We start from the raw sequence: 25789 nt of genomic DNA, 5'->3' as shown, positions 1-25789 counted from the left end.
AAACGTTGCCTTCCCCACTGCAGGGAGATCCCTTCCGTACTTTATCGTTACATTACGTCTCTACCAGCATGCTTGGGCTTTGCGACATCCTGCACAGGATGACGTAAGGGGACCCCGCACATCCCAGTAGGAGCTCATGCGCGTCTCAGTCGTTCAACCCCGTGATCTCGGACCGGTCGACATCGACCGCTGGAGAACCCTCCAGGGTGCCGACGCCGCCTTCGACAGCCCGTTCCTGTCGCCGGAGTTCACAGTCACCGTAGGTGCCCTGCAGGAACGCGTCCGGGTCGCGGTGCTGCACGAAGGACAGGACGTGGTGGGGTTCTTCCCCTTCGAACGCCATCCGATGGGTATCGGCATGCCTGTGGCCGCGGGCCTGACCGACGCGCAGGGGCTGGTCCACGCCAAGGACGTGGAGATCGACGCGCAGAGCCTGATCAGGGCTTGCGGCCTGGCCGTCTACGAGTTCGACCACCTGATCGCCGGGCAGCCGCTGCTCCAGCCGGGGCACAGCAGGCACCCCTCACCGATCATCGATCTCCGTGACGGCTTCGAGTCGTACATCGAGACGATCAAGGTGACCTCCGGCAAGACCTACCGCTCGACGGCGTACAAGAGCCGCAAGCTCCAGCGTGACGCCGGGCCGCTCCGGCACGACTACGCCACCACCGACCTGGCGCCGCTGCGCGCGCTGCTCGGCTGGAAGACCGAGCAGTACCGGCGCACCGGCCGCAACGACAGGTTCGCCCGGCCGTGGATCGTGGAGCTGGTCGAACGGTTCCTCGCCACCGACACCGAGCACTTCGGCGGGGTCCTCGACATGGTGTACCTGGACGACCGGCCGGTCGCCGGGCACTTCGGCCTGCGCACCGGGACCACGCTCGCGGGCTGGTTCCCCGCCTACGACACCGCCTTCGCGAAGTACTCCCCCGGCCTGATCCACCACCTGGCCATGGCCGAGAAGGCCGCCGAGGCCGGGATCCAGGTCATCGACATGGGCCGCGGGGAGAAGGAGTACAAGGAGAAGCTGAAGAACGGCGAGTACGAGGTCTCGGAGGGCCGGGTCGCCCGGCTGAGCCCCGGCGCCGGAGTCCACTGGATGCTGCGGGTGCCGGTGCGCAAGGCACGTGGCACGGTCCTGGCCAACCCGCTCCTGCGCACCACCGCCGATCGCGCGCTCAAGACGTACGGCCGCCTGCGAACGTCCCTGCAGTCCTCCTCCTGAGGAGGGTTCGCGGCGGTGTGGGAACGGTCCTTTCTCGCCCGATCAGCTCGGCGACCACCGAGACGCCCCGCCTGACGTCCGCCTGCGACGCGGATCCGTAGCCGATCACCAGGCCGTGCCGCAGTTGCGGCCCATGGTAGTGGCGGGTCATCGAGTCGAGCAGCACGCCACGGGCGCGGGCGGCCTCGACCAGCGGCGTGACCGCGTGCCCCGCGAGCTCCACCATGATGTGCAGGCCCGCGGTGTCACCGGTGACCCTGGAGCCAAGGATGTCGACGATCACGGCCCGGCGGCGCGCGTACTCCAGCCGCATCCGGCGCAGGTGCCGGTCCAGGTCCCCCCTCTCACAGAGCACCGCCACCGCCTGCTGGGCCGGGCCGCCGGTACGGTCGGCCAGGCCGTCCCTGGTCAGGGCGATGGCTTCGATGAGGCTCGGCCGGGCGACCAGCCAGCCGACGCCGATGTCCGGCGTCAGGGCCTTGCTCAGGCTGCCCAGCAGCACCACCCGCCCGGGATCGAGGCCGTGCAGGGCGGGCAGCGGCGCGACGTCGTAGCGGAACTCGGCGTCGTAGTCGTCCTCCACCAGGATCGCACCGGTGCGGCGGGCCCAGGCGAGAAGGCGCTCCCTGCGCGGGATGGGCAGGCGGCCCCCGAGGGGGTACTGGTGGGCCGGAGTGGTGTAGAGGACACGCAGGTCATCCGGGAGACGGTCGACGACGACCCCGTCCTCGTCGACCGGGCAGGGCACGATCTCCGCTCCCCTTCCGGCGAAGACGTTCCTGGCGACGCGGTAGCCGGGTTCCTCGACGCCGGCCCGGTCACCGGGCCGCAGGAGAGTGGCGGCGACCAGGTCGAGCCCGTTGCCGGTGCCCCGGGTGACCATGACGTTCTCCGGCCCGACGGGGATCGCCCTGGTCCTGCGCAGGTGCTCGGCCAGGGCCGTACGAAGCCTGGGCAGGCCGCGGAGGTCGGGGTCGCTCGCCGGCGGCAGGTCGGCCGCTCCGCGCCAGGCCCTGCGCCAGGCCGCCCTGTCGTAGTCGTGCACCCACGGCCGCCCGGGACGCAGGTCGATCACCTGCCCTTCGTCCCCTGACCGGGCGTACCCGCCCGGAGGGGTGACGGAAGGTGGAGGGAGGGGGCCGCGAGCGCGCTCGCTTCCGGGAGGGAACACCATGTCGGCCACATAGGTGCCGGAGCCGTGGCGTCCTTCGAGCCAGCCTTCCGCGTACAGCTGCTGGTAGGCCTCGGTGACGACGGTACGGCTGACCGCCAGCTGGCCGGCGAGGGCACGGGTGGAGGGCAGTCGCTCGCCGGAGGCGAGGGTGCCGTCCCGCATGGCGGCCCTGAGACGGTCGCCGAGCTGGACGGCGAGTGCCGTACCGGATTCGCGGTCCACCGAAACGGGCAGGTCGACAGCGAGGCGCGGCAAGGTGGTCTCCTGTAAGTGCATGAAAGTGGACATGTTCTCGGTATCCACTTATCTCTAGGCTAGTGCCATGCTCTCTACGACTCCCCGCACCACCCTCGGCCGCTCGAAGAACAGGGGCCTGACCTCTCGCGAGGATCTGTACGCGGTGCTGGACGCCGGACTGGTCTGTCACCTGGGCGTCGTGGTCGACGGTTTCCCCATGGTCGTCCCCACCGGTTACGGCCGGATCGGCGACACCCTCTACCTGCACGGCTCCACCGGCGCCACCTCCCTGCGGAACGCGGACGAGGTCTGCGTCACGGTGACCCACCTGGACGGCGTCGTGCTGGCCCGCTCGGCCTTCAACCACTCGCTCAACTACCGCTGCGCCATGGTCTACGGCCACGTCCGCCGGGTGGCGGGCGGCGAGGAGCACCTGGCCGGGCTGCGGGCGATCACCGAGCAGCTGGCCCCCGGCCAGTGGGACGCCAGCCGCGCGCCCACCGGAAAGGAGCTCGCCGCGACCACGGTGCTCGCCCTCTCCCTCGCCGAGGCGTCGGTGAAGGTCCGCCAGGGCCCGCCGATCGACGAGGAGGAGGACTACGAGCTGCCGATCTGGGCGGGGGTCCTGCCGCTCCACCAGGTCTGGGGAGCCCCCGAGCCCGATCCCGCGATGACCGGTGACCTGGCCGTTCCCGCGCACATCGCGTCGCGCACCATGCCCGTTCGTTAAGTCTCCGCGGCGCGCCCGTCCGCGCGAGACCTTACCGCTCGTACCGATCAACCCATGACTCCGCCGCTCCCAGAAGGGAGCGGCTTCTCGCTGGGCCGCTTATGGAGTGAGACTGATTCGCGATTGATGCGCGAAATGCGTTTCTCTATGACTAGGCTACGGTCCGTCTGTTATGGGTGGGGGCCCAGACAACTGAGGAGACCGTTATGTACGGCACGCCATCGGCCTGGCGAGTCCCCGGATACACCGAGATCCGCGAGCTGGGCACCGGCGCGGCGGGGCGCGTGGTGATGGCGCGGCATGATGCCGACGGTGTCCTGGTAGCGATCAAGTACCTGTCCGACGAGCTCAGGGGCGACGTCGGCTTCGTGGCGCGCTTCCGACACGAGGCCAGGGTGCTCAACACCCTGAACAGCCCGCACTCCGTCCGGCTCTACGACTACGTCGAGACCGGCGACGGCGCGGCCATCGTGATGGAACTGATCAACGGCGTCGCCCTGCGCGCGCTGCTGCGCTCGGAGGGGCCGACCGGCCCGGAGGCGGCGCTGCTCGTGCTCAAGGGCTCGCTCATGGGGCTGGCCGCCGCGCACTCGGCGGGCGTGGTGCACCGCGACTTCAAGCCCGAGAACGTGATGGTGGAGGCGGACGGGAAGAGCAAGCTCGTCGACTTCGGCATCGCGCTCCGCTCCGGCGACGGCGACGCCCCCGCGGGCACTCCCCCCTACATGGCACCCGAGCAGTGGGTGGGCGGACCGGCCGGGCCCTCCACGGACGTCTACGCCGCCACCGTCGTGTTCTTCGAGTGCCTGACCGGCGCCCGCCCCTTCCGGGCCACGAACATCGCCGCGCTGGCCCGCCAGCACCAGGTCATGCCGCCGCCGGTCGAGGAGGTGCCCCCGGCCCTGCAAGGGCTGGTGGAGCGCGGCCTGGCCAAGCACGCCACCGACCGGCCGCCGACCGCCTCCGCGTTCCTCACCGAGTTGGAGGCCGTGGCCGCCGACGCCTACGGCCCCGACTGGCAGGAGCGCGGCCGCCGCCGCCTGGCGGGGATCGTCGGGCTGCTGGCCGAGCTGTTCCCGCTGGACGCGCCCGCCCCTGCGGCCGACACCTCGCTGGCCACGACCGACCTCGGCGGCGAGGGGGGAGTGACCTCCTCGCTCGGCAAGCTGAGCGTCAAGATCCTCATTGGCGTCGGCTGCATCGCGGTGATCGGCGGGCTGATCGCGGTGCTGGTCGGATCGAACAGCAGCACGACGATCCAGCCGCAGAGTTCCACCGTCACCAAGGATCCGACCCCCTCGGACCCGCTGGAGACGGTGATCCCCGGGGACGACGGCGACGAGCTCGACGACCCTGACGAGCCCGCGGAGGCGTCGCCGACCGCGGGCGCGCCCTCCGCGACCCCCACGCCGAGCAACACCGCCTCGGGCCTTCCCCCCGCGCCGACCGCCACGACGCCCTCCAAGACTCCCAAGGCGTCCGCGACGCCCACCAGGAAACCGACCGCGCGACCGACGAGAAAGCCGACCGGGGAGGCGTCCGAACCCCCCTCCCCCGAGGAGAGCTCCACGCTCAGCGATCCCGGCAAACCGAATACCCCCACGACCAGGCCGCCGTCCCCGACGGCGACGGCGACCTCGACCCAGCCGTCGGCCTCCCCAACCCAGACACAGCCGACCACGTCCTCGCCCACCGGGACAGAGCCCGGGGAAACCTCGACCCCCGAGGGAACCCCTCGGCTCACCAGCTCGCCCCTGCCTCCCGTCGGGACGGCCCCTTCGGCGTTCCTCGCGCTGGGTCTGGTGACAAGCGGTGCCGTGCCGTTCACACTGGCCGTCAAGCGCGGCATGGTGGGACGGCACAGGAAACGCCGCTGACCAGGGAGCAGGCAGAATCATGGACACTGACCGGGGCGGCGTCGCCGGATTCCGGTTGACCGGCCGCACCTGGGCCGGCGACCTGGGAATCTGGTCGTCGGCCGTCGCGGCCGACGGACGGCGGGGAAGCACACTCAGGTTCGACCCGAGACTGGTCGCCGATCCCTCGGCCCGGGAGAGGCTGATCGCGGCCGTGGTCGCCGACCGCAGGCTCACACAGAGCGGCCTGACCGGGCTGGTCCCGATCGCCGACCTCATCACGGCCCAGGACGAGGTCTGGCTGCTCACCGCAGAACCGGCGGCACCGACGGTGCGCGACCTGCTGTCCGGCGCCCCTGGCTCACCCGGGCCCGACGCGGGCAGCGCGGCCACGGTCCTGGTGGAGACGGCGCGGACGCTGCTGGCCGTCCACTCCTCCGGGCTCATCCACGGTGAGCTTCACCCGGGCACCGTGGTGATCGCTCCGGACGGGTCGGCGCTGCTCGCCGAGCGGGGCCTGCTCGACGCGCTGCTCGGCCGCCCGCCCGCGCCGGAGCGGGACGTGGCCGCCTGGGCGTCACTCGCCAGGGGGCTGGCCGCCACCTGGGCCTCGGCCGACCGGGAAGCCGCGGAACTGCTGGAACGGGCGGCGGCGACGGCCTCCATCCGGGGGCTCGCCGCCGCGCGCGACACCCTGCTCACCGGGCGTGACGTGCTGCCCTCCGGGTTCACCACCCGCGACAGACTCGCGGAGACCCTGCACCGATGGTCGGCGCATGAGGCGCCCGGCCGGGGAGTGCCCCCGCCGCCCGTGCCGGCCGCCCCCGACGAGGGGGAGATCGTCACGCTGCTCCACGTTCCGAGAACCGGCGAGCAGCGAACCCTGGAGGCCGGCGGGCACCGGCCCGAGGACGTGGTCCTGCGGTTCGGCCCCGGGGTGCCCGCCGAGACCACGGCCGCCCGGATCTGGCGGGCCGGCCGGGACCAGCAGCAGACCGAGCCGCCCTCCGACAGGCTCAGGACCGCCGCGGCCCCCCATGCTCGGCGGCGTCGCGGTCGTACGATCCTCTCCTCGGCGATCCTCGCGCTGATGGTGGTGGGAGCGCTGGCGCTCTGGCTGTTCCGCGGCTCGTCGGCACCGCTTGAGGTGACGAAGGTGGACGTCAGCGCCCCCAGGAAGACCCAGGGCTGCGACACGACGGTGAAGATCACCGGTGTCCTGTACACCAACGGCGCGGGCGGGGAGGTCAGCTACCAGTGGAAGCGGAGCGACCGCAAGGAGCCGATCGTGCAGACCGACCAGATCTCGTCCGGAGCGGCTTCGCACAAGGTGAGCCTGGACTGGACGGTCAAGGGCGAGGGAAGTTTCAAGGGGACCGTCATCCTGTCGCTGCTCTCGCCGGCCCCCGAGGGCAAGAAGATCCAGGACAGGGCCACCTTCACCTACAAATGTTCATGAGTGATCCGCAAGGTCCACAATGCAGTACAAAGCCGTTCTTACTACTCTGACGGCCATGACCACGCAGACCCCCTCCGGCTGGTACCCCGATCCCTACGGCTCACCGCTGTTGCGGTGGTGGGACGGCCACCAGTGGACCGATGCCACCCATCAGGCGGATGTGCCAGGGCAGGGCATGCCCCAGGGATCGCAGACCGGCCCCTTCTCCTCCCAGCCTCCCCCCGTGGAGCAGGGTGCCTGGCAGGCGGCGCCGCCTCCCTCGCGGGAAGAGCCCGTGGGAACGGGCCCGACTGGCCAGTGGAACCAGCAGACCGTACAGCAGGGACCGGCGGGCACGCGACAGCCGAACGGCAACACCGCGCAGATGCCCCTCCCGCCGTACGGCGTCCACCCGTCCGGGCCGCCGCCGCGCAAGAGCGGTCCGCTCCCGTGGATCCTCGGCGGTGGCGGCGCGCTGGTCCTGATCGTCGTGATCGTGGTCGCCGCGATGTATCTGATCAACCCCGACGGCAGGAACGAGGCCGGCGAGCCCGTCACACCCCGTACGCCGCCTCCCTCGGCGAGCCGGGACCCCAGCCGGGAGCCGACCCCCGAGGCGACGCCCTCGCAGAGCCCGCTGCCCCAGCCGGTGGACGGGCGCATCACCGACCCCGTGACCGGTCTGTCCTACCAGATCCCCGCGGGGCCTTGGCAGGTGCCTCCCAGCGCCGGCGGCGGGCTCGGGTTCACCTGGAACAGCGGGGCCGTCGCCACCGCCCACGAGAACTTCGACGGCAAGGGCGGCAACTGGGTCGGCAACGTGCTGACCGGCGAGCTTCCCGACCAGTACGGCTACCAGGGTGCCGCGAGCATGCGTTCGGTCGCCACGACGTTGCTGCAGGTCATCGAGCCCAACTTCTACAGCCCCCCGCACCGCCGGAAGATCGTCGAGGACAAGGCGGTCAAGGTGAGCGGCAAGGACGCCTGGCTGTTCGTCTTCGACCTGGACTTCTCCGAGCAGTCCGAGGCCAACGGCTGGAAGTGGAAGCGGGAGCGGGCCGCGTTCCTGATCGTCGACCGGGGTGAGGGCAGCCGAGCGGCGCTGGCCTACATCACCGTGCCCGACAATCTCGGCATCTCAACGGTGGACAAGGTGATCAAGTCATTCAAGCTCTCGTAACGGAGTACTACCCTGAAGGCTATGAGTGACCTGCTGGTCTGGATCGACTGTGAGATGACCGGGCTTGACCTTGGCCGTGACGCGCTCGTCGAGGTGGCCTGCGTGGTCACCGACGGCGAGCTGAACCAGCTTGACGAAGGTGTGGACGTGGTCATCAAACCCCCGCCCGAGTCCGTCGAGCAGATGTCGGAGGTGGTGCGCGAGATGCACACCGCCTCCGGTCTGCTGGACGCGCTGAGTGAGGGCGTCACGCTGGCCGAGGCCGAGTCCATGGTGCTCGAGTACATCAAGGGGCACATCAAGGAGCCGAAGAAGGCTCCGCTGTGCGGCAACTCCATCTCCACCGACCGGTCGTTCCTCTCCCGGGACATGACCGCCGTGGACGCCTTCCTGCACTATCGGATGATCGACGTCTCCTCGGTGAAGGAGTTGGCCCGGCGCTGGTACCCACGGGTCTACTTCGCCTCGCCCGAGAAGCAGGGCGGCCACCGCGCGCTGGCCGACATCGTCGAGAGCATCCGGGAGTTGCGCTACTACCGCGCGGCGGTCTTCGTGCCCCAGCCGGGACCCGACTCCGCCACCGCCAGGGAACTGGCCGAGACCGTGTCCGCGCGAAAACCCTGACCGGCTCGCGGGAAACCCGGTACGAAACGACTCCCAAAGACCGCTACACTTTTCATGTGCTGCTACGGCGGCGATGGTGGGCGTAGCTCAGTTGGCAGAGCGCTAGGTTGTGGTCCTAGATGCCGGGGGTTCAAGTCCCCTCGCTCACCCCAAGAGAACGGCCGGTCCCTCGGGACCGGTCGTTCTGCATTTCCACTCCCCTTACCCACCAAAAGTGGATATTGCGGGTTATGCTCGCAGCTATCGCTACGCCGTAGGATCGGGGGTTTCGGCGACCTGACCGTGTTGCAACCACGGAGGCCGGATGAAAGTCGACGATGCCACGTTCGACGCGGAACCCACAGCCGTGACGGGCTTGAGCAGGCGCGAGACCGAGGTCATGGAACTGATCGCGACGGGTCGTTCCAATGGGCAGATCGCCCAGCACCTATTTCTGAGCGAGAAGACCGTGAAGAACCATGTGAACCGGATATACGCCAAGCTGGGGGTCGACTCGCGGGTCACCGCGATCGATCTGTGGCTGGAACGGGCCGCGCGCGAGGACCCTCAGCACTGCTGAACGGCGACACGACGTCTCCGGACCGCTTCGGAGCCGTCGGGCCCGACCGAGCGGGGCGCCTCGGGCGGCGGGAGACCTCCAGGGCGCGGGTGATGGCGGACGTGCCCTCCCCCAGTTCCTCGGAGGTGATCGAGAGCGCCGGGCGCAACCGTACCGAGCGCTCGCCGCAGGGCAGGACCAGCACGCCCTCGTCCTCCCTGAGCGTGGCCACCAACAGGTCGCGCCGCGCGGCGTCCGGCAGGTCGAACGCGCACATCAGGCCGCGTCCCCGGGCGTTCTCCACCAGGCCGGGGAAGCCTGCCTGGATCTCCAGCAGCGCCTTGAGGAGCTCGGCGCCGAGCCTGCCCGCGCGCGGGATCAGTCCGTCGCGCTCCACGATCTCCAGTATCCGGCGGGAGCGGACCATGTCGACCAGCCCTCCGCCCCAGGTCGAGTTGATCCTGCCACTGATCCGGAACACGTTGTCCGGCACCTCGTCGACCCTGCGGCCCGCCATGATCCCGCCCACCTGGACCTTCTTGGCGAAGGCCACCACATCGGGACTCAGGCCAAGCTGCTGGTAGGCCCAGGGGGTGCCCGTGGTCCCGGCACCGGTCTGCACCTCGTCCATGACGAGGAGGGCCTCGTGCTCGTGGCAGAGCCGTTCCATCGCGAGCAGGAACTCCGCCCGCATGTGGTTGTCGCCCCCCTCCCCCTGGATGGGCTCGGCGATGAAGCAGGCGATGTCATGGGGATGACGCTCGAAGGCGGCCCGCGCCGCGGCCAGGGATCTCTCCTCGGCCGCCTCGACGTCGCCGAGGTGGATCGCGGGCACCTCGATCCTGGGCCAGTCGAACTTCGGGAACCGGTCGGTCTTGATCGGGTCGGTGTTGGTCAGCGAGAGCGTGTAGCCGCTGCGCCCGTGGAAGGCGCGGGTGAGATGGAGCACCTTGCCGCCGAGCTCGGGTGAGCGCCCCCGTGAGGCGTTGAGACGGCTCTTCCAGTCGAAGGCGCACTTCAGCGCGTTCTCCACGGCGAGGGCTCCGCCCTCCACGAAGAACAGGTGCGGCAGCTCGGGATCACCGAGCACCCTGGCGAACGTGTCGGCGAAGTCGGCGAGGTGGGAGGTGTAGAGGTCGGAGTTGGCGGGCTTGTTCGCGGCGACGCGGCCGAGTAGCGCCAGGAACTCGGGGTCGTCGTCGAACGGGTTCACCCCGAGCGGGGCCGAGGCGAAGAAGCTGTAGAAGTCCAGGTAGCTTCGGCCGGTGCGGGCGTCGACGAGCCGGGAACCTCGGCTCCGTTCGAGGTCCAGCACCAGCCGGTAGCCGTCGACGAGCAGATGACGAGCGAGACGGGCGTGCACGTCCATGTCCCCTCCACGGTGATCCGAAGAGATGATCCCCCGCCATTGACACATCTACACGGAGAGATTACGCGCTGGAAGCGATTCTTGTGAAGATTTTTCGGTTTACCGGCACCCGGGGCATGAATGCCCGGGCGCCGGGACCGTGCGGCCCGAGCCCCTCTCGATGACCGTCTCCCTTCCCGGGGACCGCTCCTTCCGAGACCACAGATCAGTCAAATCAACCTGCCGCGGGTCGGGCCAGGTCAGCTCGACGGAGAGATACGGATTCCCACGGTGCCGCCGGCCCCCCGGCGGAACCTGCTGCCGATCATGAGCAGCCGGGCGAGGAGCCCGTACTTCGCGACGATCAGCCCCCGGACCCACTCGCTCTCCTCGGCCGGCAACTCCCGCGCGACGCCCCTGACCCCCTGTCCTCGCGTGTTGCCCCGCGCGTCGCACGCCGCCACGACGACCTCCGGATTGTTCCGGATCCTCTTGGCCTTGCCGGAGGAGCCGGCGGTCCAGACCAGCAGGGAGTCACCGTCGGGGGCGACCCACACCGGCGTCGGCACCGCGGCGCCGCTCTTCTTGAAAGTGGTCACGGACACGTACTTCTCGGTGCCCAGATCCTGGATTCGCGTCATGCACGGCACGTTACGCCGCCGCGTAGACCACCAGGGAGACCGCCACATACTGCACCAGGTAGGCGGCGACGGTGAAGGCGTGGAAGACCTCGTGGAAGCCGAACCACCGGGGGGAGGGGTCTGGCCGCTTCATGGCGTACACGACGCCGCCCGCCGTGTAGAGCACCCCGCCGAGGAAGACCAGGGCCACCGCGACCACGCCCGCGCCCCGCACGAGCTGCGGCAGCACGAAGACGGCGGTCCAGCCGAGGCCGATGTAGAGGGCGGTCGAGAGCCACCGGGGGGCGTTGACCCACAGCACCCGGAAGAGCACCCCGGCGATCGCGCCCGTCCAGATCACGCCGAGCACCACCGCGTCGGCCGGAGCGTCCAGGGCGAGCAGCGCGAACGGGGTGTAGGTGCCCGCGATGATCAGGTAGATGTTGGCGTGGTCGAGCCGGTGGAGCACCGCCTCCGTACGCGGGGAGAGCACCCCCCGGTGGTAGGTGGCCGAGATTCCGAAGAGCAGGCCGGAGGTGATCGCGTAGACCGCGGCGGCGATCCTCGCCTGCGGGGTGGGCCCCAGCGCCACCAGGACGAATCCCGCGACGAGCGCCACGGGGAGCGCCCCGGCGTGCAACCAGCCGCGGAGGCGGGGCTTGACGGACTCGGCGAGCGTTTCTGCGACGGTCGTGGCCATAAACCTACGGTATCGTAAGTTACGTCATCGTAGGTTGTGATCCCTCCTACACGTCGCGGCCGTGGGCCGGCGTCTCCTCCAGCCGGGATCCGCCGTAGTGGAAACGGGGCATATGGTTTCTCTCCGGGTTCACGTCGTGGAAAAGAGGATCCAGCTGATGGGCAGGCGGGAAGCGCGGGAGCCGATGCCGGGCCGGTATCCGGTGACCTTCGGCGAGGTGGACCTCCTGCAGGACCTCGACCGGCCCTCCGGCTGGGTGGTCTCCAAGGACGGCGTGCCGCAGTCGTACGTCGACCTCGACGACGCCACCTACCTCGACTTCGAGTACGTCCAGCTGATGGCCGACGTCGTCGACCTGCTCGCCGAGGGCCCGCTGGACGCGGTGCACGTGGGCGGTTGCGCCTGCACCCTGCCCCGCTACGTCGCGGCGACCCGTCCCGGGTCCCGGCAGATCGTCGCCGAGCCCGACGAGGGACTCGTCCAGCTCGTCAGGGACCAACTCCGGCTGAAGTCGGTGCCCCGGCTCAAGGTCAGGGTCCTCGACGGCCGCACCGCCACCGCCGGGCTCGGGGACGACTCGGCCGACCTGCTCGTGCTGGACGCCTTCAGCGGCGCAACGATGCCGATCGAGCTGGCCACCTGCGAGTACATGGGGGACGTCGCCCGCGTCCTGCGCACCACCGGCACCGTGCTGATCAACGTCGGCGACGGCAAGGGGCTGGCCTTCACCCGCCGGGTGCTCGCCACCGTCCGCGAGACCTTCCCCCAGGTGGCACTGCTCGCCGAGCCGGGCATCCTGCGGGGCCGCCGCTTCGGCAACCTCATCGTCGCCGCCTCCCGGCTGCCGCTCCCCGTCTCCGACCTGACCCGCAGGGCCGCGGGCGGCCTCACCCAGGCCCGCTGCGTGTACGGCGAGGACGTCGTCAGGTTCATCGCCGGAGCCCGCCCGCTGCACGACGGCGACGCCGTGGTCACCCCGGTCCCCCCGCCCGCGGTCTTCGGCTGACCCGATCTCGTCCGCCATGGAATAGTTGAAACATCAACTGAGTTGTCGCCTGCGAACATCGCAGGAAGGAAACCACAATGCCGGCCGTGACCGTAGAGAACCCGCTGACCCTGCCCCGCCTGCCGCAGCCGCTGAACGCGGTCCGCGAGCGCCAGGTGCTGGCGATCACCACAGCCCCGAGCGGATTCGAGGGAGAGGGCTTCCCGGTCCGCAAGGCACTCGCGACGATCAAGCCCCAGTATCTCGACCCGTTCATCATGATGGACCAGATGGGCGAGGTCGACTACGCGCCGGGCGAGCCCAAGGGCACCCCCTGGCACCCGCACCGGGGCTTCGAGACCGTCACCTACATGATCGACGGCGTGATGGACCACGCCGACTCACATGGCGGCGGCGGCACGATCTCCGACGGCGACACCCAGTGGATGACGGCCGGCGGCGGGATCCTGCACAAGGAGGCTCCCCCGGAGTGGCTGGTCACCAAGGGCGGCCTGTTCCACGGGATCCAGCTCTGGGTCAACCTCCCCGGCAGGGAGAAGATGGTCGCGCCGAAGTACCAGGACATCGGCAGGACCAACGTCGTCCTGCTCAGCAGCCACGACGGCGGGGCGCTGGTCCGCCTGATCGCGGGCGAGGTCGGCGAGTTCACCGGCCCCGGCTCCACCAGGACGCCGATCACCCTGCTGCACGCCTCGCTGAGCCCGGGCTCCCAGCTGACGCTCCCCTGGCGCAAGGATTTCAACGCTCTCGCGTACGTCCTGTCGGGTCACGGCACCGCGGGCGGCGACCGGCAGCCGATCGAGTCGGGCCAGCTGGCCGTCTTCGACGGCTTCGGCGGCCTTCCGGGGCTGGGCACCGACGGCGAGACCATCACGCTGTCGGCGGCCGGCGCCCAGGAGAGCCGGAGTCCCAACATGGAGGTCATCGTGCTCGGCGGGCGCCCGATCGGCGAGCCGGTCGCGCACTACGGGCCGTTCGTGATGAACACCCAGGCGGAGCTCGTCAAGGCGTTCGAGGACTACCAGGCGGGCCGCCTCGGCACCATCCCCGCGGGCCACGCCTGACCGCGGATCACACCGACGCCCTAGGACTGGACGAGCGTGACGCAGGCGACGCGGGGGCCGGCACTGCCGGCCTCGGCGCCGGCGGTGCGGGTCGGCTCGGCGTGGATCACCAACGATCTGGGCAGCCGGCCCGCGACGAACGCCCAGTCCCGGGTGGTGGTGGCGGTGGCCTCCCCCCGGGCGTCGGTGGTGAAGTCGAGCCAGACCTCGTTCTGGGCACTGGCATGGGCGTGGGCGTGCTGGTAGTGCGGCCCGGCGTCCTCGGGCTTGAAACCACACGGGTTGACATGCAGGTGCGCCCCGTAGGTGCGTCCCGGAAGCATGCCGGTGACGGTGATCGTGGAGGTGGCGAGCACCGCCCCCGACTCCGCGGTGACCCGGGCGGTGGCTCCCGGCGGCACCAGCGTGGCGTCGTAGGCGATGGCGGAGGCACGAGGCTCGGGAGCGGAGAACACCCCGCCCCCGGTAAGGCGGATCCCGACGGTGCTTGAGGCGGCGGCCGGGCCGTGCCCGGTGGGATGGGTGTCGGCGGCCCGCTCGCCACAGCCGGCGCAGAGCAGGGCGACGGCGAGAACTCCCAGAATGCGCATCCACGATCTCCTTGGCGGGCCGGAACAGTGCAGCGCCCACCATAATCAGTAATCGCGTGATCACACTGGGTATTGACCGCTTCCGGTCGCCGCCTTCGCTCCCGGCTGGGAGCGAAGGCGGCGACCGGAAGCCGACCCCCGCGGGGGCGTTCAGGCGTTGGCGGCGGCTATCTCGTCGATGCGGGCGGCCAGGGTGAAGTCCATCTCGGTCAGCCCGCCGGCGTCGTGCGTGCTGAGCGCGAGGTGGAGAGTGCGCCAGCGGATGTCGATGTCGGGGTGGTGGTTGAGCTTCTCGGCCTCGACCGCGATCTCGTCCACGATGCGGATCGCGGTCGGGAAGTCGGCGGCGGTGATCTTCCGGCGGATCTCGTCTCCCTCGCGCCGCCATTCGGGCAGGCCGGTGAGCCGGTCGTGCACCGCAGAGTCGTCAAGCAGGTTCATCCTCCCAGGAGATCACGTTCCCGGCGAGGACACCAAACCTGGGCAGGCTCCCGGCGCGCCGGGCCATGGCCATGATGCCCTGGGCCATGGCGGTGGCGTGGCTGGTCCCCTCCAGGAGGGGCTCCAGGTCGGGCAGCAGATCGGGCAGCCGGGACAGGCTCCAGTCGTGCCAGCCGGACAGGCGGGTGCCGCCGCTGTCAGGGTCCTCGGCGCGGTAGGCGGCCAGGATCGGGCACTCCCGGTGAATGCGGAGCAGCCATCTCTCGATGTCGGCGTTGAGCGCGGCTATCCGGGAAGGCGCGGCGTACAGCCAGCCGTCGTCGCCGATCCGGTCGGACTCATCGCCGAGGGCGGGGTAGGAGCGGGCCACCGTGCCGTGCAGGAACAGGCCGCTGGCCACCATGAGCTGACGCCCCTCGCACCAGTCGAGCGCCCCGCACAGGGGCGCCGGGACGGTGTCGACGATGACCGCGCGCTGGGAGGTCGTGGGCTGCCGGGCGAAGCGGACGTGCACCTCGGCCCACATGTAATAACTCGCCTCCCCCGCTCCGAAGAAGGGGAAGGGGAAGTCCTGGTCGGGGTGGGCCATGGGTCGGGTTTCTCCGTGGAGAGGGGACAGGAGTCGTTCCGAATATGAACGACTCCTGACGACGACCTCGGGATTACTCGCCGGAGCCCGTAATTTGACCGGATCCGGTCATTTGACCGCGCCGGAGGTGAGACCCGACTGGATCTGGCGCTGGAAGATGATGTAGACGATCATGACCGGAATGATGGCCATGCTCAGCGCGGCGAACAGGCCGGGCCAGTCGGCCTCGTAACCGGCGCTGGTGGAGATGTTGGCGACGCCCTGGGTGATCAGCCACTTGTCCTCGACGTTGCCCGACAGCAGCACGATCGGCAGGAGGTACTGGTTCCACTGGCCCAGGATGTTGAAGATCGTGATGCTGATCAGCCCCGGCCTGGCCATCGGCACCATGATCTGGAAGAACGTCCGGGTGTGCGAGCAGCCGTCCATCATCGCCGCCTCGGCCACCGAGGTGGGCAGTGTCTTGAAGAACGCCGACAGGAAGAAGACGGTGAACGGCAGCGAGTAGGCGATGTAGACCAGGATCACGCCGAGGTGGGTGTCGATCAGGCCCAGGTTCTTCACCACGAAGAAGAGCGGGACCAGCGCGAGGAAGACCGGGAAGGTCATCCCCGACACGAACAGGAAGTAGATCGCCCGGTTGCCGGGGAAGCTGTAGCGCGCCAGCACGTACGCGGCCATCGAGCCGAGCAGCATGGTGCCGGCCGTGCTGCACGCCACCACGAAGACGGTGTTCAGCATGTACTGCCCGATGTGCGCCTTCGCCCAGGCCCGGCCCCAGGCCTCCCAGCCGAAGGAGGAGGGCAGCGTGATGGCGTCCCCGAAGATCTCGGCGTTGGTCTTGAAGGAGGCCAGGAAGGTCCAGAGGATCGGGCCGACGATCAGGATCGCCCAGACCAGCAGCGCGAGGTGGGAGAGCACCCCGAAGGGGCCGAGCGAGCTCCTGCTCCGCCTGGCGTGCGCGGGGGTGGCAGGGTCTGTGGCCATCAGAACTCGATCCTCTCGCGCCGGGTCACGCGCAGGGTGAGGGCCGCGAACGTGATGGTCATGAAGAACAGCGCCACGCCCATCGCCGACGCGTAGCCGAACTTGGAGAAGTTGAACGCCGTGCGCCAGATCTCCATCGGGAGCACCGTCGTGGCGTTGTCGGGCCCGCCACGGTCGACCGAGAGGACCTGCACCAGGGCGAAGGCGTCGAAGGCGGCGATGCCGAGATAGACCCAGGCGACCTGCATGGTGTCCCAGAGCAGCGGGATCGTGATCCTGAAGAACAGGGTGAACCTGCCCGCGCCGTCGAGGGCGGCGGCCTCGAACACGTCCTTGGGGATGGAGGACATGCCCGCCGAGAACAGCACCACGTAGAAGCCGACGGCCTGCCAGACCATCACACCGATGATGGCCAGCAGGGCGATGTCGGGATCGATGAGCCAGCCGACCGGCTCGATGCCGACCTTGCCGAGCAGGCCGTTGATCACCCCGGTCCCGTCCGGGCGATAGATCGCCTGGAAGAGCACGCCGACGATGGCGACCGCCAGGACCTGGGGCATGAAGAAGATCACCCGGTAGACCTTCGAGCCCCAGATCCCGGTCATCCGACCGCCCCGCTGTCCCCCGCTCAGGTTGAGCAGGAAGGAGAAGAACAGGGCGATCACGATGGTGACCAGCGGCATGACAAGCAGCAGAACACCGTGGTGACGCACCGCAGCCCAGAAGATCTCGTCGTCAAGGAGCCTGCTGAAGTTCTCCAGGCCGATGAACTGAGGGTTCGCCGAGATGCCCTTCCAGTTGGTCACCGCGATGTAGAAAGCCTGGATGTACGGGCTGACCACGAAGACCACGTAGAGGAGCACCGGCGCGGCGAGAAAGCCGACGATGAACGGATACCTGCCGTGCCGCATCGGGGGCTACACCGTCCGGTTCTGCTTGGTGACGGACGAGTCGGCCTTGGTCTTGTCAGCGGCCTTCTGCATCTTCTCGCAGAACTCGTCGGCGGAGATACGGCCGAACATGAGCGCGTTGGTCTGCTTGCGCAGCTCGGTCTCGAACTCCTTGTACCAGTTCTCGAAGCTGCTGAAGGTGACGATGTTCTGGCCGGCGGCGGTCTGCGCGGCGCTGAGGCTGGCGTTGCCCGGCGACAGCTTCAGGCCGTCGGCGGCACCGGCCACCACGGTGATGTTGCCCGACTTCTCGGTGAATCCCCTCGCGCCCGCCTTGGAGAGCATGATGCGCAGGTACTCCAGGCCGCCCTTGGGGTTCTTGGCCTTGGCCGGGACGATGTAGGCCTCGCCGGCTGCGGCGCGGATGGCCTCGAACGGCATCTTGTCGGCCGCGGTGACGCTGGGGGTGGGCGACAGCGCGTACTTGAAGCCCTCGGGGGTCTGCTCCTTCTGCTCGTTCTCCAGCCAGGAGCCGGAGGGGTAGAGGGCGACCTTGCCCTGGTTCTGACGGAGCTGCACCTCGGTGTGGATCAGGCCCTCGAAGGACTTGTCCATGTATTTGGCGATCTCGGCCCAGGCCGCGGCGGACTGCTTCATGGCGTCGCGCTGCCAGACACCGTCGACCAGGTTGTCGACGTCGAGCAGGATCTGGTTGCCCTCGATCTTCGCGGCGGAGATGAGGATCATCCAGTACGCGTAGTAGGCGGCGTTCTTGCCCGCGTACGCGAACGGGGTGATCCCGGCGGCCTTGGCCTTCTCGGCGAATGCCTTGAACTCCTCGAAGGTCTTCGGCGGGGTCCAGCCGTTCTTCTCGAACAGCGCTGAGTCGTACCAGAGGCCGTACGCGGAGAAGACGTAGTTCATCAGGTACGGCTTGCCGTTGATGAGGCCCGACTCCACGGTGCCCGGCGCGACCAGGTCACGGACCTTCTTGCTCGGGTCGTCGATCGAGGGGGCGTCCCACAGCTCGGTGAGTTCAAGGAGCTGGCCCTCCTGCTGCAGGGCGCCGTTGTCCATCAGGTCGGTACCGGAGTTGGCGATCACGTCGGGAACGTCGCCGCCGGCGAACCTCGGCTGCAGGGTCTGTGCGATCTGCTGGGTGGCGACGTGCTTGACCTGCGCCTGGGCGAACGCCTTCTTGTACAGCGGCTCGTGCACCTCGGTGGCGTAACTGTCACCGAGGCCGCCCTTGAAGATGACGACCTCAAGCGGCGCGTCGGCGGCGACGCCGAACGGGTTCGCCGCGGAGATCGTGCCACCCGCGGAGGGGGCCGCGGAGGTGCTGGCCGCCGGAGTCGTGCCACCGGTGGCGCAGGCACTGAGCAGCCCGGCGCCCGGGCCGACGATCAGAGCGCTCATGCCGATCCGGCGGAGCAGCTGCCGCCGGGTGATGTCTCCGGGCGTACCGGCCGAGTTTGACATGCAACCCTCCTGAACGGGGGATCAATTAGGAAAGTTTCCTAAACGTTTGCCCGAAGGTACGTATCCGCGGAGTCCAGCGTCAAGACTTCCCGGCCGGTCTAGACCGAGCCGTGATGTCCTCGCGACCTATCCGCTAGCTACCAAACGCCAAGGAGGTGCAATTCAATGACAGAACGGCACACAGTGGCCGATATTTCCCCGGAACCATTGACACGACCATCGCCGGGGAGATAAAGGAACCATGCTCACCGGCAGCCGAGGGGGCGAAAACCGGTCTAGACCAGATAATGAGGGTTTGCCGCCCGGTACCGCAAGCCCCTACTTTTGACGGCATGTTGCTGGCCGAGCAGCGCCGCCTGCTGTGTGAGTACGGCCGCCGAGCCGCCACGACCGGACTGGTCGTCGGAACCGCGGGAAATCTCAGCGTGCGCGCGGGCGAACTCGTCGCCGTGACGCCCAGTGGGGTCTCCCTCGACCGGCTGGAACCCGAGGCCTGCCCGATCGTCGACGTCGAGGGCCACCTCGTCGAGGGCGATCTGCAGCCGTCCTCGGAGACCCCCATGCACCTGGCGGTCTATACGACCACCGACGCCGGCGCGATCGTGCACACCCACTCCGTCTTCGGCACCGTGGTCGCCACGACCATGAGCGAGTTGCCGCCCATCCACTACAACGCCCTGCTGCTCGGCGGGACCGTCCGCGTCGCCGAATACGCCACCTACGGCACGCCCGAGCTCGCCGCCTCCGTCCGGGCCGCGCTGGCGGACAGGCGCGCGGCACTGCTGGCCAACCACGGCGGGGTCACGATCGGCGGCGACCTGGACGGGGCCTTCGAGGCGACCCGGCTGCTGGAGTGGCTCTGCGAGGTCTACGTGCGGGCCAAGGGCATCGGCGAGCCCCGCGTGCTCACCGAGGAACAGCTCGCCGCGGTGGTCCGGCGCGCCTTCGAGCCACCCACGTTCCCGCGCCGCGGGCACTGACCGCGACACGACCGCCCTCTGCCCGTACGCCCCCGCTCCGTACGCCCCCCTTCGCGAGGACTGACCCGATGCCTCTTCAGCTCACCGGCGCCCCGAGCGATCCGGACCTCATCCGCCTGCCCTGGGACGTCCCGCTGGAGGACTGGCCCGAGCACCGCCTGGTCTCCCTGCCGCGCGGCATCTCCCGGCACGTGGTGCGCTTCACCCGCCTGGCGGGCAAGGTCTATGCGATCAAGGAGATCAGCGAGTACTACGCCAAGCGCGAGTACCGCCTGCTGTGGGACCTGAGCCGGATGGACACCCCGTCGGTCGAGCCGGTGGCGGTGGTCACCGGACGGACCGACGCCGCCGGTGAGCCGCTCGACTCGGCGCTCATCACCCAGCACCTGCAGTTCTCCCTGCCCTACCGGGCGGTCATGTCCGGGACGGTCCGCCCCGAGACGCTCAACCGGCTGCTCGACGCCCTGGCCGTACTGCTGGTACGGCTGCACCTCGGTGGCTTCTACTGGGGCGACTGCTCACTGTCGAACGTCCTGTTCCGCCGGGACGCGGGCTCCTTCGCCGCCTACCTCGTCGACGCCGAGACCGGCGAGCTGCATCCCATGATCAGTGAGGGCCAGCGGCTGTACGACATCGAGGTGGCGCACACCAACATCTTCGGCGAGATGCTCGACCTGGAGGCGGGCGGGTTGCTGCACTCCTCCATCGACCCCGAACAGGTCGCCGACTCCATCTGCGAGCGCTACCACCGCCTCTGGGGCGAACTCACCTCCGACGACATCATCGAGGAGGTCGACTGGCACATGATCGACCAGCGGATCCGCCGGCTGAACTCGCTGGGCTTCGACGTCGCCGAGATGATGGTCCGCCGCAAGGCCGGCACCGGGCGGCTGATCGTCCGTCCCAAGGTGGTGGACGCCGGGCACCACCAGCGCAGGCTGCTGCGGCTCACCGGCCTGGACGTGGAGGAGAACCAGGCCAGGCGGCTCCTCAACGACCTCGACTGCTTCCGCGTGTCGTACGGCCTGCGCCACGAGGACGAGGCGATCGTGGCCCACCGCTGGCTGGCCGAGGTCTTCCAGCCCACGGTGGAGGCCGTCCCGCAGAATCTGCGCGGCAAGCTGGAGCCCGCCCAGTTCTTCCACGAGGTGCTCGACCACCGCTGGTTCCTGTCGGAGGAGGCCGGGAACGACGTCGGCCTGCCCGCCGCGGTGAATTCCTATGTGAAGAACATTCTTGTTTTCAAGCCGGACGAAAAGGCGATTATCACCGACCAGCCAACGGGTTGATTTCTACCCGGGGTGTATATCTTCCTACTCGGTTGGTGAATCCTACACTTTTTCCTATCAAAGCCCTGGCTGGAAAGGACGAATCCCGAGAGCTTTCCCTACGCTGACCGGGCGACGCCTGAAGTCGCCGGCAAGGGAGAGCACGTGCTCGGAATCGAAGACTGCCTCACTGAGGTAATGGCCATCCCCGGCGCCCTGGACGCGATCCTCATCGATCAGACCAGCGGGACGGTCGTGGCGACCGGCGGCGCGAGCCGCCACGGTGACGTGGAGCGATCGGCCGCGGGACTGAGCGAGACCCTGCGCGCGACGCTGGACGGACTCGCCGTCACCGCACCGGGCGGCACGGTCCGGATCGACGACATGATCATAACCACGGACGGTGGCCACCATTTGCTGCGGCCGTTGGAAACGCTTTTCGACGGCCCCCTGGTCATTTATGTCAGGCTCGACCTTGAACGGTCGAACCTGGCACTGGCCCGCCACCGCCTCCAGGCCCTTTCCGGCCGCCTGATATCGACGTGAAGCCGTGCCGAGCGTCGAGATCATCCTCAGCGGGCTCGCCGGTGATCGCGCCACCGGCTCGCTCCGCCTCGGCAAGGCGGGCGCCATCTATCTCACCGACGGCCGCGTGACCTACGCCGAGAGCGCGACGACCCCCCGGCTGGAGGACCTGCTGGCGGCCTGCCGCGGGATCTCCGCCCACGCCGTACGACAGGCCAGGCAGGCCGCGACCGAGGATCTGCGGGGCGGCGAGCCGCCGGTCGCCGTCCCGCAGATCCTCGGAGGCGACCGGCTCCTCGCCCAGGGGCTGCTCACCAGGGGCGAGCTGGAGTTCTGTGTGCTGAGCACGGTGCTCGACGCCAGCTACTTCCTGCTGGAGTCGACCGGTCACCGGCCCAGGTTCCGGCGGGGAGAGCGGCACTGGCTCGGACCGCAGTGGTACTTCGACGCGGCCGGCCTGCTCCGGGAGTGCAAGCGGAGGAAGGCGCAGTTGGAACAGACCTGGCCGTCCGCGGAGCTGGACACGCTCCCGGTCATCCCGCGAAGGCGCATCGCCGCCCAGCGGGTGGTGCTGAGCTCACTGCAGTGGGAGGTGCTGGTCGGTGCCGACTCCACGGCGACCCCGGCCGACCTGGCACGCAGGCTGGGCCGCCCGGCGTACTCGGTGCTGCTCGCCGTACGGCAACTCGCCTCCCGTGGGCTGCTGCGCGTCCCGGAACCCGACGCGGCCGCCGCACCCACCGCGCAGGACCCGCTGCCGAGACGGACGAGGGGTGCCTCGGAGATCCCGGCCGCCGGAACGGGCTCCCTGGCGACGCCTGCGCCGCTCCCCGGAGCCACCGGGGACCCGACCGACGTCAACCTGCTCATCCGGCTCAGGAACGCATTGGAGGCACTGACTTGAACCTGGTTCGATGCCGCCGATAAGGCTGCGGACACTGAAGCTGATCGGAAGGAGGGTGCCGGTGGAACTGCGTGAGGAGATACGCCAGGAGTTGGCGCTGCTGCGAGAACGCATCCCCGACGTGGACGGGAGCATCGTGTGCAGCGTCGACGGCCTGACCCTGGCCGGCGATCTGGGCCGTGACACCGCCGCCGAGCAGACCGGCGCGCTTTCCTCCGCGCTCCTGGCCCTCAGCCGCCGGATGACGGGCATGGCCGGCAAGGGCGCCTTCGAGGAGACGCTGATCTCCGGCACCAACGGCTACGCGGCCTGCTACGCCGCCGGACCCAAGATCGTCCTCACAGTCCTGGCACGCCCGGGGACCAATCTCGGACTGCTCCGGCTGGAGGGCCGCAAGACGGCGGCCAGGTTGGCCGCCATCACCTCGCGTATCTCGATAACCCAGTGATCGGAGACAGAAATGGGCAACATGGACATCTCTCTCAAGGAGATGATGGCGATCGACGGTGCCATCGGCGCGGTCATCGTCGACTACAACAGCGGGATGGCGCTGGGCGCGCTCGGCGGATCCAAGGATCTCGACCTCCAGGTGGCGGCCGCGGGTAACACCGAGGTCGTCAAGGCCAAGATGCGGACCATGGAGTCGCTCGGCCTCAAGGACGGCATCGAGGACATCCTCATCACGCTCGGCACTCAGTACCACGTGATCCGCCCGCTCTCCGGCCGGAGCGGCAAAGGCCTGTTCATCTACATGGCCCTCGACCGGAACCGGGCCAACCTCGCGCTCGCGCGGCACATCCTGCGCGGCATCGAGGAGAAGCTCGAGATCTGATCCTGCCGAGGCCCGTGCCCTTCCGGAAGGGCACGGGCCTCGGCAGGAGTTCACCGCCCGGACGTCACCGGGGCGGTGAGCTCGTCGATCGCGCCGGGCCTCAGCTCTCCTCGGCGGCGATGATCGCACCGGGCGCGACGAGGGGCTCAGACATGATCTTGGGCTTGGCGAACGTCTGGATCGCCTGCCCGGTCTTCACGGACTTCTTGGACTGCTCGGCCTTGACCAGGGCCGTCTGCGGAGGCTTCGCCGGGTTCGCGTCCCGGTAACGCCAGGCACCGGTGGAGAACGCCACGGGGTGGTTCTTCTTGCCCACGCCGTTCCCCCACTTGGTGACCACGTACTTGACGTCGATGTGGCCCATGCCGCCGTTGCCGTCCACCCCGAGCGTGCCGGGGTTGAACCGGCCACCGGTCAGGTCGGCGAAGGTCTTGGCGTCGAGGTCGATCATGACGCCCGCGTTGGAGGGCACGCCGGGACCGCGGTCACCGACGAAGAACTTGGCCTTCTTGCCCTTGTAGACGACGTAGCCCTCGGTGAGCAGGGGCCAGCTCGGGCTGGCGATCATGCCCTTCTGCATCGGCTTGCCACTGGCCGGCAGACCGGTGTCGCCCGCCCGGCCAGAGGAGTCGTCCCAGAAGTAGGAGGCCCTGGTCGAGCCCTGGAGGAGAACGGCCTTGTTGGCGACCGCCTCGGTGTCCGTGCCGGGGGAGGCGGGGGCGGCGACGGCGGGGGAGGCGGGCAGCGCGGCGACGACGCCGCCGGAGACGAGCACGCTCGCGCCGACAAGGGCGGCGGTGGTGAGACGGTTCTTGTACGAGAGGTTCTTGATCAGGCCGTTCTCGGGCAGGTCAAAAGGGAGGCGCATGGGAAAGGGGCTCTTTCACGAGGGAACGGGGCAGCCAGGTGCGACACGGCAAGGGGTGCACTGGCGGGGACGCGCTCTTCGGAAAAACGGCGTGACGAGATCAGCAGATCGCTACGCGGAGCACGGTCCAGGTGCCGCGCTCAGGCGCGGCGACGGAGATACGCGGAAAGTTCAGGTGGTCGGTACGGGCAGGGCGGGCACCGACGCGGTGACGCGGTGATCCATGAGGGGGATCTCCTCTCCAGCTCGTCTACCGGGTTAGCTGACGGGTTCGGGCGATGGAGTTGCCCTACCGCCGCACATTCGCGGCGGATTCACCCCAGGAAAGTGGTTCCCCGGTTCCCTGGACCTTGGGGGCCCGGTGGGATTCGACGTCGGCCGGCCGCTCCCTCTTGTGAAGGGCAGGTCGCCAACCGATATGCGTGGACACTACCCGCCAAAATCGGACAAAGCAAAGCAAATGCCATGAAAACCCCAGAAGATCTACCTGCAAGCTTCAAGAAAACCCCATTGGAGACCCCGTCCCACCAACAGCCGCCCTACCGGCGAGAACATCTTGCCGATCTCGGGTTTCACCCCCCCGAAGCCCCGTATCCGAGGCCTTTCCGCACCCGTGAGGAGCCCGGTCGCGCGGGGGTTGTCCACACCCCGTACCCGAAGTCCTTTCACGCCCGGAGAGACCACCTCCGAGGTAGATCACCACCAAAGATCCACATTGCTGGAATCCGCGCTTCCCGAGGAGGCACTCCCTCGACGAGGGGAACACCCGGGGGCGAACTCAGTCCCACCAGAACGACCAGGCGTTCCTGCCCTTGATCTGCTCGGCGTAGTCGATGAGGCTCCCCGCGCCCTGGATGATGCTGTCCGGACAGAACGTCCAGTGCTCGGCGGCGACGTGCAGGGCGTGCTCCGAGGTCGTCGGGGGCGCGGCGACGCTGAGGTCGAGGGTGTTGAACCCCATCCCGACCACTCGCACCCCGAACCTGTCCTCCCAGCTCCGTACCACCGCCGCGAGCGGAACCATCCACTCGTTGTGGTTCAGGGCGCCCTGCCAGCCCATCACGGCGAGGGCGTCGGCCCCGCGCTCGACCGCGACGAGCCCGAGCGGGGTCCGGCGCTCGGCCACCAGGCCGGCGTACCAGTCGGCGACCACGCCGGGATCGGCGGCGAGCCTTCCCGCCGGGGCCGGACCCGGACATTCGACTCCGAAGGGGTCGAGGATTTCGAGCTGGTCGACGTGTGCCTTGGCGATCCAGTCGGACCAGACCTCGGCCATGAAGGCGGCGGCGTGGTAGTTGTCGATCTCGACGGCGGTGTCCGGGGCGATCTGGCCGGCCGACCAGGGCTGCACCGAGTCCTCCAGCAGCACCGGCCACAGGCCGGAGTGCTCGTGCTGCGCCCGCAGCCGCGCCCAGTACTCGCCGGAGACCGCCACCTCGCTGAGCCAGAACGCCGGACGGCGACGGAATGAGAGCTGAGCGTAACCGGGGTCGGGCCACACCACGTCACCCGGTGGCAGGTCCACCGAGAGCCTCCGGCCCTCGCCCCCGCTGCTCCCGTCGGCCTGGTCAGCGAACAACTGGCCCAGAACTGGCGGAAGCCTCCCATCCTCGCAATCGCTCATTCCTACCGATCCGATCCTGACCACGGACCAATTTTGGCCTGTCAACCATCCCGAGGGACAGTTCTGCCC

Annotated in this window: 27 protein-coding genes, 1 tRNA gene and 1 riboswitch; of the genes, 16 read left to right on the top strand and 12 right to left on the bottom strand. The window is 69.1% G+C overall.

Annotated elements, in window-relative coordinates:
* Positions 1-136: 136 nt before the first annotated feature.
* The gene (locus IG98_RS0115425) at positions 137-1225 is read left to right on the top strand and encodes a GNAT family N-acetyltransferase (protein ID WP_030911968.1); all 1089 of its coding nucleotides are present in this window, start codon (positions 137-139) and stop codon (positions 1223-1225) included.
* On the opposite strand, the gene pdxR is transcribed toward IG98_RS0115425, so the two are convergent.
* Complete coding sequence (pdxR, locus tag IG98_RS0115420; protein ID WP_245651573.1) at positions 1179-2654, bottom strand: MocR-like pyridoxine biosynthesis transcription factor PdxR; 1476 nt, start codon at positions 2652-2654, stop codon at positions 1179-1181. The two genes, IG98_RS0115425 and pdxR, sit on opposite strands and share 47 nt — an antisense overlap.
* A 67-nt stretch (positions 2655-2721) precedes the next feature.
* On the opposite strand from pdxR, the gene IG98_RS0115415 reads away from it, so the two are divergent.
* From IG98_RS0115415 to IG98_RS0115385, 7 genes are all read left to right on the top strand, one after another.
* A complete protein-coding gene (locus IG98_RS0115415; protein WP_030911964.1) occupies positions 2722-3366 on the top strand; it encodes a pyridoxamine 5'-phosphate oxidase family protein in 645 nt (214 codons plus the stop codon).
* A 206-nt stretch (positions 3367-3572) separates the two neighbouring features.
* Positions 3573-5243: a serine/threonine-protein kinase gene (locus tag IG98_RS0115410; protein ID WP_030911962.1), complete on the top strand. Its 1671-nt coding sequence runs from the start codon at positions 3573-3575 to the stop codon at positions 5241-5243.
* A 19-nt stretch (positions 5244-5262) separates the two neighbouring features.
* A complete protein-coding gene (locus IG98_RS0115405; RefSeq protein WP_030911960.1) occupies positions 5263-6681 on the top strand; it encodes a protein kinase family protein in 1419 nt (472 codons plus the stop codon).
* Positions 6682-6736: 55 nt separating this feature from the next.
* Positions 6737-7840, top strand: a complete 1104-nt coding sequence (locus IG98_RS50535) for a DUF2510 domain-containing protein (protein WP_030911958.1) — start codon at positions 6737-6739, stop codon at positions 7838-7840.
* A gap of 21 nt (positions 7841-7861) precedes the next feature.
* Positions 7862-8464: an oligoribonuclease gene (orn, locus tag IG98_RS0115395; protein ID WP_030911956.1), complete on the top strand. Its 603-nt coding sequence runs from the start codon at positions 7862-7864 to the stop codon at positions 8462-8464.
* Between the two features lie 76 nt (positions 8465-8540).
* Positions 8541-8616: transfer RNA gene (locus tag IG98_RS0115390), tRNA-His, on the top strand.
* Positions 8617-8768: 152 nt separating this feature from the next.
* Entirely contained in the window at positions 8769-9023 is a 255-nt protein-coding gene (locus IG98_RS0115385) for a helix-turn-helix domain-containing protein (RefSeq protein WP_051752132.1), read from the top strand.
* On the opposite strand, the gene lat is transcribed toward IG98_RS0115385, so the two are convergent.
* The 3 genes from lat to trhA all read right to left on the bottom strand — a co-directional run bounded on the left by lat (position 8965) and on the right by trhA (position 11670).
* Positions 8965-10371 (bottom strand): L-lysine 6-transaminase, encoded by a 1407-nt coding sequence (gene lat / locus IG98_RS0115380; RefSeq protein ID WP_084195370.1) that lies wholly within the window; start codon positions 10369-10371, stop codon positions 8965-8967. The two genes, IG98_RS0115385 and lat, sit on opposite strands and share 59 nt — an antisense overlap.
* Before the next feature lie 239 nt (positions 10372-10610).
* Positions 10611-10991 (bottom strand): PPOX class F420-dependent oxidoreductase, encoded by a 381-nt coding sequence (locus IG98_RS0115375; protein ID WP_030911950.1) that lies wholly within the window; start codon positions 10989-10991, stop codon positions 10611-10613.
* Between the two features lie 10 nt (positions 10992-11001).
* Positions 11002-11670 carry a PAQR family membrane homeostasis protein TrhA gene (gene trhA / locus IG98_RS0115370; RefSeq protein ID WP_030911948.1) on the bottom strand — a complete coding sequence of 223 codons (669 nt, stop codon included), beginning with the start codon at positions 11668-11670 and terminating at the stop codon, positions 11002-11004.
* A gap of 157 nt (positions 11671-11827) precedes the next feature.
* Between trhA and IG98_RS0115365 the strand changes: the two genes are divergently transcribed.
* Positions 11828-12676: a spermidine synthase gene (locus tag IG98_RS0115365; RefSeq protein ID WP_030911945.1), complete on the top strand. Its 849-nt coding sequence runs from the start codon at positions 11828-11830 to the stop codon at positions 12674-12676.
* Positions 12677-12753: 77 nt separating this feature from the next.
* Complete coding sequence (locus tag IG98_RS0115360; protein ID WP_030911942.1) at positions 12754-13740, top strand: pirin family protein; 987 nt, start codon at positions 12754-12756, stop codon at positions 13738-13740.
* A gap of 20 nt (positions 13741-13760) precedes the next feature.
* Here IG98_RS0115360 and IG98_RS0115355 read toward each other — a convergent pair whose 3' ends face one another.
* From IG98_RS0115355 to ngcE, 6 genes are all read right to left on the bottom strand, one after another.
* Positions 13761-14330, bottom strand: a complete 570-nt coding sequence (locus IG98_RS0115355) for a superoxide dismutase family protein (protein ID WP_051752130.1) — start codon at positions 14328-14330, stop codon at positions 13761-13763.
* Positions 14331-14480: 150 nt separating this feature from the next.
* Positions 14481-14771, bottom strand: a complete 291-nt coding sequence (locus tag IG98_RS0115350) for a 4a-hydroxytetrahydrobiopterin dehydratase (RefSeq protein ID WP_030911936.1) — start codon at positions 14769-14771, stop codon at positions 14481-14483.
* A complete protein-coding gene (locus IG98_RS0115345) occupies positions 14758-15360 on the bottom strand; it encodes a hypothetical protein (RefSeq protein ID WP_030911933.1) in 603 nt (200 codons plus the stop codon). The genes IG98_RS0115350 and IG98_RS0115345 overlap by 14 nt, the downstream gene beginning before the upstream one ends.
* 108 nt (positions 15361-15468) lie before the next feature.
* Positions 15469-16347 (bottom strand): carbohydrate ABC transporter permease, encoded by an 879-nt coding sequence (locus IG98_RS0115340; RefSeq protein WP_030911930.1) that lies wholly within the window; start codon positions 16345-16347, stop codon positions 15469-15471.
* Positions 16347-17258, bottom strand: a complete 912-nt coding sequence (locus IG98_RS0115335; RefSeq protein WP_030911927.1) for a carbohydrate ABC transporter permease — start codon at positions 17256-17258, stop codon at positions 16347-16349. The genes IG98_RS0115340 and IG98_RS0115335 overlap by 1 nt, the downstream gene beginning before the upstream one ends.
* Before the next feature lie 6 nt (positions 17259-17264).
* Positions 17265-18719, bottom strand: coding sequence for an N-acetylglucosamine/diacetylchitobiose ABC transporter substrate-binding protein (ngcE, locus tag IG98_RS0115330; protein ID WP_030911924.1), 1455 nt, complete (start codon positions 18717-18719; stop codon positions 17265-17267).
* A 332-nt stretch (positions 18720-19051) separates the two neighbouring features.
* On the opposite strand from ngcE, the gene IG98_RS0115325 reads away from it, so the two are divergent.
* From IG98_RS0115325 to IG98_RS0115300, 6 genes are all read left to right on the top strand, one after another.
* Positions 19052-19699, top strand: a complete 648-nt coding sequence (locus IG98_RS0115325; RefSeq protein WP_030911922.1) for a class II aldolase/adducin family protein — start codon at positions 19052-19054, stop codon at positions 19697-19699.
* 68 nt (positions 19700-19767) lie between these two features.
* Entirely contained in the window at positions 19768-20988 is a 1221-nt protein-coding gene (locus IG98_RS0115320; RefSeq protein ID WP_030911919.1) for a DUF4032 domain-containing protein, read from the top strand.
* 144 nt (positions 20989-21132) lie between these two features.
* Positions 21133-21513, top strand: coding sequence for a hypothetical protein (locus tag IG98_RS0115315; protein WP_030911916.1), 381 nt, complete (start codon positions 21133-21135; stop codon positions 21511-21513).
* Positions 21514-21517: 4 nt separating this feature from the next.
* Positions 21518-22396, top strand: a complete 879-nt coding sequence (locus tag IG98_RS0115310; protein ID WP_051752128.1) for a MarR family transcriptional regulator — start codon at positions 21518-21520, stop codon at positions 22394-22396.
* Between the two features lie 61 nt (positions 22397-22457).
* Positions 22458-22844 carry a roadblock/LC7 domain-containing protein gene (locus IG98_RS0115305; protein WP_030911909.1) on the top strand — a complete coding sequence of 129 codons (387 nt, stop codon included), beginning with the start codon at positions 22458-22460 and terminating at the stop codon, positions 22842-22844.
* Positions 22845-22856: 12 nt separating this feature from the next.
* Positions 22857-23228, top strand: coding sequence for a hypothetical protein (locus tag IG98_RS0115300; protein ID WP_030911906.1), 372 nt, complete (start codon positions 22857-22859; stop codon positions 23226-23228).
* 100 nt (positions 23229-23328) lie between these two features.
* Here the strand turns inward: IG98_RS0115300 and IG98_RS46895 are convergent, their stop codons facing one another.
* On the bottom strand, positions 23329-24096 hold the full coding sequence (locus tag IG98_RS46895) for a hypothetical protein (protein WP_245651572.1): 768 nt from the start codon (positions 24094-24096) through the stop codon (positions 23329-23331).
* 232 nt (positions 24097-24328) lie between these two features.
* Positions 24329-24480, bottom strand: a riboswitch (cyclic di-AMP (ydaO/yuaA leader).
* A 394-nt stretch (positions 24481-24874) separates the two neighbouring features.
* Positions 24875-25675, bottom strand: coding sequence for a DUF4253 domain-containing protein (locus IG98_RS0115290; protein WP_245651571.1), 801 nt, complete (start codon positions 25673-25675; stop codon positions 24875-24877).
* Positions 25676-25789: the final 114 nt, after the last annotated feature.

This window comes from Streptosporangium amethystogenes (assembly GCF_000721075.1).
Lineage (GTDB): Bacteria > Actinomycetota > Actinomycetes > Streptosporangiales > Streptosporangiaceae > Streptosporangium > Streptosporangium amethystogenes.
The sequence above is the reverse complement of the archived record's forward strand: the minus strand, read 5'-3'. Positions and strand labels throughout refer to the sequence as shown.